Annotated in this window: 5 protein-coding genes and 1 pseudogene; all 6 read right to left on the bottom strand. The window is 59.6% G+C overall.

The window, feature by feature from the left end; genetic code table 11:
- Positions 1–403 (bottom strand): annotated as a pseudogene (locus tag BLS34_RS25735) (HlyD family type I secretion periplasmic adaptor subunit); the annotation flags it as partial.
- Positions 404–594: 191 nt separating this feature from the next.
- A complete protein-coding gene (locus BLS34_RS24885) occupies positions 595–2,313 on the bottom strand; it encodes a type I secretion system permease/ATPase (protein WP_093154772.1) in 1,719 nt (572 codons plus the stop codon).
- 330 nt (positions 2,314–2,643) lie between these two features.
- Positions 2,644–3,186, bottom strand: a complete 543-nt coding sequence (locus tag BLS34_RS24880) for a hypothetical protein (RefSeq protein WP_093154770.1) — start codon at positions 3,184–3,186, stop codon at positions 2,644–2,646.
- A gap of 148 nt (positions 3,187–3,334) precedes the next feature.
- The gene (locus BLS34_RS24875) at positions 3,335–4,990 is read right to left on the bottom strand and encodes a M10 family metallopeptidase C-terminal domain-containing protein (protein WP_139189486.1); all 1,656 of its coding nucleotides are present in this window, start codon (positions 4,988–4,990) and stop codon (positions 3,335–3,337) included.
- A 122-nt stretch (positions 4,991–5,112) separates the two neighbouring features.
- A complete protein-coding gene (locus tag BLS34_RS24870; RefSeq protein WP_093154764.1) occupies positions 5,113–5,895 on the bottom strand; it encodes a SapC family protein in 783 nt (260 codons plus the stop codon).
- Between the two features lie 441 nt (positions 5,896–6,336).
- On the bottom strand, positions 6,337–6,759 hold a 423-nt coding region (locus BLS34_RS26120; RefSeq protein WP_215906214.1), incomplete at its 5' end, for a hypothetical protein.

Raw genomic sequence — 6,759 nt, 5'->3', positions numbered from 1 at the left:
CGAGAGACTCCCGACGGGCTTCGAACTGATCGACCTCAGCTGTTATGACCGTCATCACCTGAGGATCGCTCGCAGCACGCTCGATCAGTTCCTCAGGAAACTCGATTTCTTGGATATCGGCGAGCTCCGCACGCAGACGCGCCTGAGTGGCAAGTTGCTGGTCGATCTGTAAGCGAAGGCGCGCTGTGGTCGCCCCGGCTTGCACACTATCAAGGATCACGAGAGTCTGACCCTTGTCGACGTGCTCACCTTCTTCGACCAAAATACGTTCGACGATTCCACCTTCGAGATGCTGGATCTGCTTGCGTTCTCCCTTGACCGAAAGCACGGCCGGAGCAGGGATTGCTCGCGCCAGGGGGGCAACCGCAGCCCAGCCGCCAAATCCTACGAAAGCGATCAACACGACCGCTAGGCCAAAGCCAACGGTCCCCCGCAGACCGGCTGTAGGCCGGAAGGGCTTTGGTGCATTATCGCCTGTCAACGCGGGAAGCTGAGGTTCCGTTGCTGATTGCATAGCCATGTCAGTAAACCTCGACTTTACGGCCGGCGGGAGCCGCAAATGGTGGAATTAGCCTGTGTGCCTACAGGCAACTCTCAGCTTTGGCCGCCAGAGGTGGCGGCGAGAGCGAGTGGTTGAACCGGTTTGCTGAGTTCTCCGAGTACGGTCTCGCGGGGGCCGTATTTCATCAGCGCTCCGTCCTTCAACACCGCAATCACGTCAACAACCGAGAGCAGCGACGGTCTGTGGCTGATCACCACAATTGTGGATCCTTCGGATTTAGCCTGCTGTAGAGCGCGCGCCAGAGCCTGCTCGCCGTCGGTATCCAGATTGGCGTTGGGCTCGTCGAGCACCAGGATCTTTGGATTGCCGAAAAGTGCTCGAGCTAGTGCGACGCGTTGGCGCTGCCCTCCGGATAGGGCTCGTCCGCCATCACCAAGTTGGGTGTCGTAGCCATCCGGGAGCTGCAGGATCATCTCATGTACGCCAGCCTTGGTAGCTGCCGCTACAACTGCTTCAGAGTCAATTTCCTGAAAGCGCGCTATGTTCTCCGCGACAGTACCAGAGAACAACTCCACGTCTTGTGGCATGTAACCAATATGGGGTCCTAGATGCTCGGGGTCCCATTGTTTTAGGTCTGCACCGTCGTACCGGATTGTTCCCGCCGCTGTCGGCCATACCCCAACCAACGCGCGGGCCAGGGACGATTTGCCAGATCCACTTGGGCCGACCAACCCAATTGCTGTTCCCGCCTCAAGATCGATCGAAACGTTATTCAGTACCAAGTTCCGTCCGCCCGGCGGCACAACGCTGATATTGCGGATCTTGATGTCGCCCTTCGGATCGGGCAGGCGCATTGGTATTTCTTGAGCGCTTGCATGATCCAGAAGCTCGTCCAGACGCTTGTAGGCATTGCGGCCACTGACGAAGGATTTCCACTGGCCAACCGCCATTTCCACCGGAGCAAGCGCCCGCCCCATGATGATCGAGGCCGCGATCATCGTACCCGGTGTGATCTCGCCCTTTACCGCCAGAAACGCGCCAGCACCGAGGATCGTGACCTGCAAGGCAAGCCGCACAAAGCGTGATGACGCCAATATCGCGCCGGCGCGATTGCTGGCGTCGAATTGCTGCGTAAGTGCTTCCCCATGGCGCGTGCTCCAGCGGTTCATCACAGCGGGTAGCATGCCCATCGCCTGGACCACCTCGGCATTACGCAGGTTGGTCGTAGCCTCGTTTGTCGCCTTCAGGCTGCTAGCCCCGGCTGACTGCAGCATCGACCGTGTCGAGGTCTCGTTGGCGAGCGCCAAAGCGAAAATGATAATGCTGCCCCCAAGTGACACGAGGCCCAGTACCGGGTGCAGGACGAAGCCAACGGCAATGAAGATGGGAACCCAGGGCGCGTCACAGAACGCCAGCACCGCCCCTCCCGAGAGGAACTCGCGCAGCGTGTCCATGTCGCGCAGCGCCTGGGTCGAAGAGCCACCTTTGGCACGCACCGACCCCTGGAAGATCGCGCGAAACACCGGCGCGTTCAGCTTCTCGTCGATCTTGATGCCAGCACGGGTCAGGATGCGCGAGCGAACGGCTTCCAGCACGCCATAGACGATGAGAAGGCCAATTGCGATCACACTCAGCGCGATCAGCGTGACTGTGCTGCGGCTCATCAGCACGCGGTCGTAGATCTGCAACATGTACAGAGGGGCTACGAACATCAGCAGGTTGATGAACAGGCTGAAAAACACCACCGCGGCCAGGTACGGCTTACACGCCGCGACGGCGTCGTGAAGTACTGTCCTGGGCTTCTTGCTCATAGTTCCTCCAGAGCACGCCGCACCGCAGGCCACCTCAAAGAGACGGTGAAAACCGCGTTGCTATCACACCCGCTATCGAGTTCCGATCATGGATCATACCGGCATGATCCAGCGGTAGCCATGTTGCTGTACCGTTTGCCGCATCAATCGCAGAATCGATCACACAGCCCCAACCAGCCGAGGCCTCCCGGTGCGGCCCCTTTCTTCAACTATCGCCCAAACAGTGTCAATCTCGAGGGCGAAGCTGCGTCAATGTCGACCGGCATCACGGTCCAGTGCGATAGCCGACAGCTCCCCTGATCGGCGACCATCAGCATTGCGCAGGTGGCCTCAGTTCAGCACCACACGTGTCTGCCCAGGCTCCAACCAGCTGGCCTCTGTCCGCAAATTCCATTCAGCCGCTTTGGCCTGCCGGCCAAAAACATCGAGGATTCGGTGAAGCTCCGTTCGATTGGCCTGGAAACGCGCAAGGATTGTCTCAGCATCATGCATGACGACATCAAACGTTTCAGGATGAACGGTGACAGACACACTCGTCACCAATCGTGCCGGAACCTCACCCGTAATAGCCTCTGCCTGCGACTGCTGCGTGCCGGGCAACACGCCAGCCCCGCTAGGTTCGCTCGTCGCCAAGACCGCTCCTTGATGCTCAAGGAGAACCACATCGCCGCGCATGTCAGCCGGTGCGTGGTTGGCGGCCACGCTCGAGCGCTCGATGATACCAGCAAGACCGTTCATCAGGCGCTCGGTCAGCCGACGGGTAAACATCAATGCCAGCCTGGCGCCTGCCTCTCCCTCCACAAGCAAGACCAACCGGTCCTCGGGCTCGCTATGGGCGAAGGACATCGACTTGACGGCAATCGGCAAAGGCATCGTCCCTCGGGGCTCGTTGCGTTCAGCTTAACATGACAGGGCGGCAGCGCTGCCCATCGGGATCTTTTCCCATCGTTACTGGCGGCTCATGACAGACACCGACCCGGCGGGTCAAGTGCGTTCATGTTGGTTTCCGGCCACGCTGACCTCAAAGAAGCCCCACATAATAGGCCACACCCTCCGCTTCGAAATGCGGGATGGTGGCCTCCACCTGGCTCGCCTCGGTCGCGCTTGCTGTGAAGAAATGTGAGCCGGTCTGGGTGTTGAGAAAGCGGTAGAGAGCGCCCATGCCATCGCTCTGCGTTTCGCTTGCCCGATAGGCCTCACCTTCAAAATTGAAGGTCGGCATGTTGGCGGCGATCCAGTCGCGTTCGGCCGTGGAGATCGTATAGAAATGCGAGTCGGTCATGGTGTTGTAGAAGCGCCAGACTGGCTGATTACCAGATGATGACGTCGCAAAGTTCGGGCCCTCGTAGACGAAACTCGGCACTGTTTCGATGATGCCATCACGCTCTGCGGCCGAGCCCGTGTAGAAATGGGTGTCAGAGACCGAGTTGTAGAACCGATAGACTGGGTTCTCGGCCCGGAGATTTACCGAACCGTCGTCGAACCGCAGGATCTCCAGATTACTGAGGGTGTCGCTCCCATCGGGGCCGGAGATGTTCAGAAAATCACCCGAACTCGTCCACGAATACGCCGCCTGCGCACCAGAGAAGAGAGCCGCGTCGGTGCCAGTACCCCCATCAAGCTGGTCGTCCCCGAGCCCGCCCCGGAGCACGTTATTGGCCGCGTTACCGGTCACAACGTCATCACCTCTACCGGCACTTACGTTCTCGATCGTCACCCCGAAGGCGATCGCCACATTGTCGCTCGCCCTCTCGCCGTTGCCGCTTGGGCCCACTGAACTGAAACTTCCAGCCAGCAGCGAGATGACGGCACCGGTCGTCTGGCCGGAGAAGTCGATCGTGTCAGTGCCGCCAGTGTCCCAAATGGTGCGGATTGTGGGGTTTTGGGTGTCGTTGAGGATATAGGTGTTGTCGCCGGCATTCGCCGTCGTGTTGGCACCGTAGAGGTACTGGATGGCGGCGATGTCATAAAGCCCTGGCCCCTGGGAATAGGTGCTCACGCCCGGATGGTCGTTATACGACATCACCGAGTATTGCTCGCTATCCTCCGAGCTTGGCAGATAGGGGCCCTCTGTTCCGTTGCCGTCCGCACTGTAGTTGCCCGGGTGCTTGAGGCCAATGGCGTGGCCGATCTCGTGCAGGAGAGTGAGGTATCCGTAGTCTCCGGCGACGGGGCTTTGATTTACCGCCTGGTCATTGGCGATATAGACATCACCATTGGCATCGCTCGTACCCGGGTAGTAGGCGTAGCCGCTCGAAATGCCGAGCTGATCATTGGTTCCAAACCGGATGAAACCGCCGTCGCCCGCATCGGAAACCTCAACAAACGTAATGCCCGCAACCTCCGCCCAGGCATCCAGAGCCTGCACGGCAGCTGAGCGCTGGGCGGAGTTCATTGCACTGAAGCCGAACCGCTCGTCATCATCGGCATAGGACGGTGCCGCCGTCATGAAGCTGTAGGTCACGACCGCAGAGGTCCCAGTGGCTGAAGGACCCCATTTCAGCGAACCCGAGGTCAACAGCGCAGAGACATAGCTGGATGCTTCGACATCCGCTGCCACTCGCGGTGTGCCCGACAGATCGAACTGGGACTTGCCCGCACACAAGGCACATCCACAAGCCGGGGCAATGAATGTGCTAACGATGCGATCGATCACCACGGCGTTGCCCGTTTCCACTACTGAGCCCCTTCATCCACCAGCGCCGCTCACGGCCCTCGACCTTCAGTGCTCCTGCGACCCGCATCAACCCAACCCGACACGTAGCATGGCGCGTGGGGCAATTCGGGGCGGGATGATCTTCAATCAAAATTGAATTGGATGTCGTCTGAATTCGGTGTGAGGAAGCTATCCGCCATGATCGCCGCCATCTGCTGCTTGCGTTTCGCATGTGCGTCTGACAGCCGCCCGAGAAGAGGCAGGTGAGTCATCGAGAGCATCTGCATGTACGCAATTGGCAGCGCGCCGCTGTGACGGAGTTTCGCGAAGACCTCGTCGTCAGCGGCATTCAGGGCGGTTTCACTGACACGATACAGTCCTTCGACATTACGGTCGCGCCCACCCATTTTAAGCGTGATCGGCCAAGGTTCGATAATCCCAAGCTCTCCCATGGCCTGACAGGCGGCATTGGTCACGGTGCGGTTCTGTTCGACCTGGAACAGAAAATCCCGCACGGCAGCCAGATCGGTGCTGATCTCACCCTCGTCATCAAAGAACTTCTTATCCGCCTTGTCGGCATCGACAAGCAGTCCACTCGACTCACTGATGCACAGAACCCATTGCTCTTCGACCTCGGCAAGCGAGAATGGAAAACCGCGTAAAGCCGCGGGAACGTAGCTGCCAAGCCACTGGCCTTCGTCGGTAATAAAGAGATTGCGACCAGGCTCAAGCCCTGTCAGCACATGCAAAACGTATTGCTCGCCTTGTTTCAGAAAGGCGATCGGCATGGTCATGGTTGCCTTGGGCACCTCGGCGCCAACGATCGGCACAACCGCCATTTCGACGGCAAACGACATGTGTTTCCAGGGCTTCCAGCCCTTATGGCGGTGTGCCTCTCGGCTGACGGCTACATAATTGTTTGCCATGGCTCCAGCGATCTGATTGTCGATCCCGCATCGGGGAAGGTGTCGAGTTGATGCCGCACACCTCCGGTGACGGCAAGGGGGATCGGTGCCCCCCAAGTACGGCAAACGCGTATCGGCGCGCTCGTTCGATACTAAGCCGCCGCACTGTCGCTCCGCGTAGATGTGGCGCGTCGCCGTCGATCAAGCCCCCATGGGTGGGAGCCCGCCAAAAAGAGCGGGGAGCACCTCACGTGTCAATGGTAGGTAGTGTCTCAGTCCCTGCAGCCTGTCGGCCTCTCGACCTGTTGGCGCACCCGCGCCTCTCGCTTGATATCGGCGGCCATGGCGGTCACGACCTGACCCGTGCCGGCCTCAGTGAGGCGGGGGTCAGCAGTTCCTTGAGCAGTTTGGTTCCGCAACCCTCTTCGTTTAGGCCGGAGAGGACGTCAGTTTCTGCGATGATTAGCCCGGCGTCTCTATTCCCATATCAACAAGTGCGTCGGCGAGAGCGATCGGGTCGTCCGCGAGAGTTCTGTCAGGCTCGGGAAGCCCATTCTTTCTTGCATGCCGGCGCAGACGTTCCAGGAAACCGAGGCGCCCCATGAAGCCTCGAGCCTCGAGATCCCGAACCAGGGCTGGATGGCGCATCGACCGGATCGGCTTGTCATCCTTCTTCCCGGTCGGCTTCTTTTTGACGGTCGACACACCCCCACCAACAACGTGGAGCTTTCGGCCGACGGACGGCGGTGAGGGATAAAGGCGTAACCCACCATCGACATGCTCGACATTGGCGTCAGGATAGACGCTGGCGACTTTATCGAGCGCTTTTCGAACATCCCGGCCGAACTGCGATCCCTTGCGGGGGTTGACGATTTGCCCCCCCCC

This window comes from Thalassobaculum litoreum DSM 18839, assembly GCF_900102465.1.
In the GTDB taxonomy this organism is placed as follows: domain Bacteria; phylum Pseudomonadota; class Alphaproteobacteria; order Thalassobaculales; family Thalassobaculaceae; genus Thalassobaculum; species Thalassobaculum litoreum.
The sequence above is the reverse complement of the archived record's forward strand: the minus strand, read 5'-3'. Positions and strand labels throughout refer to the sequence as shown.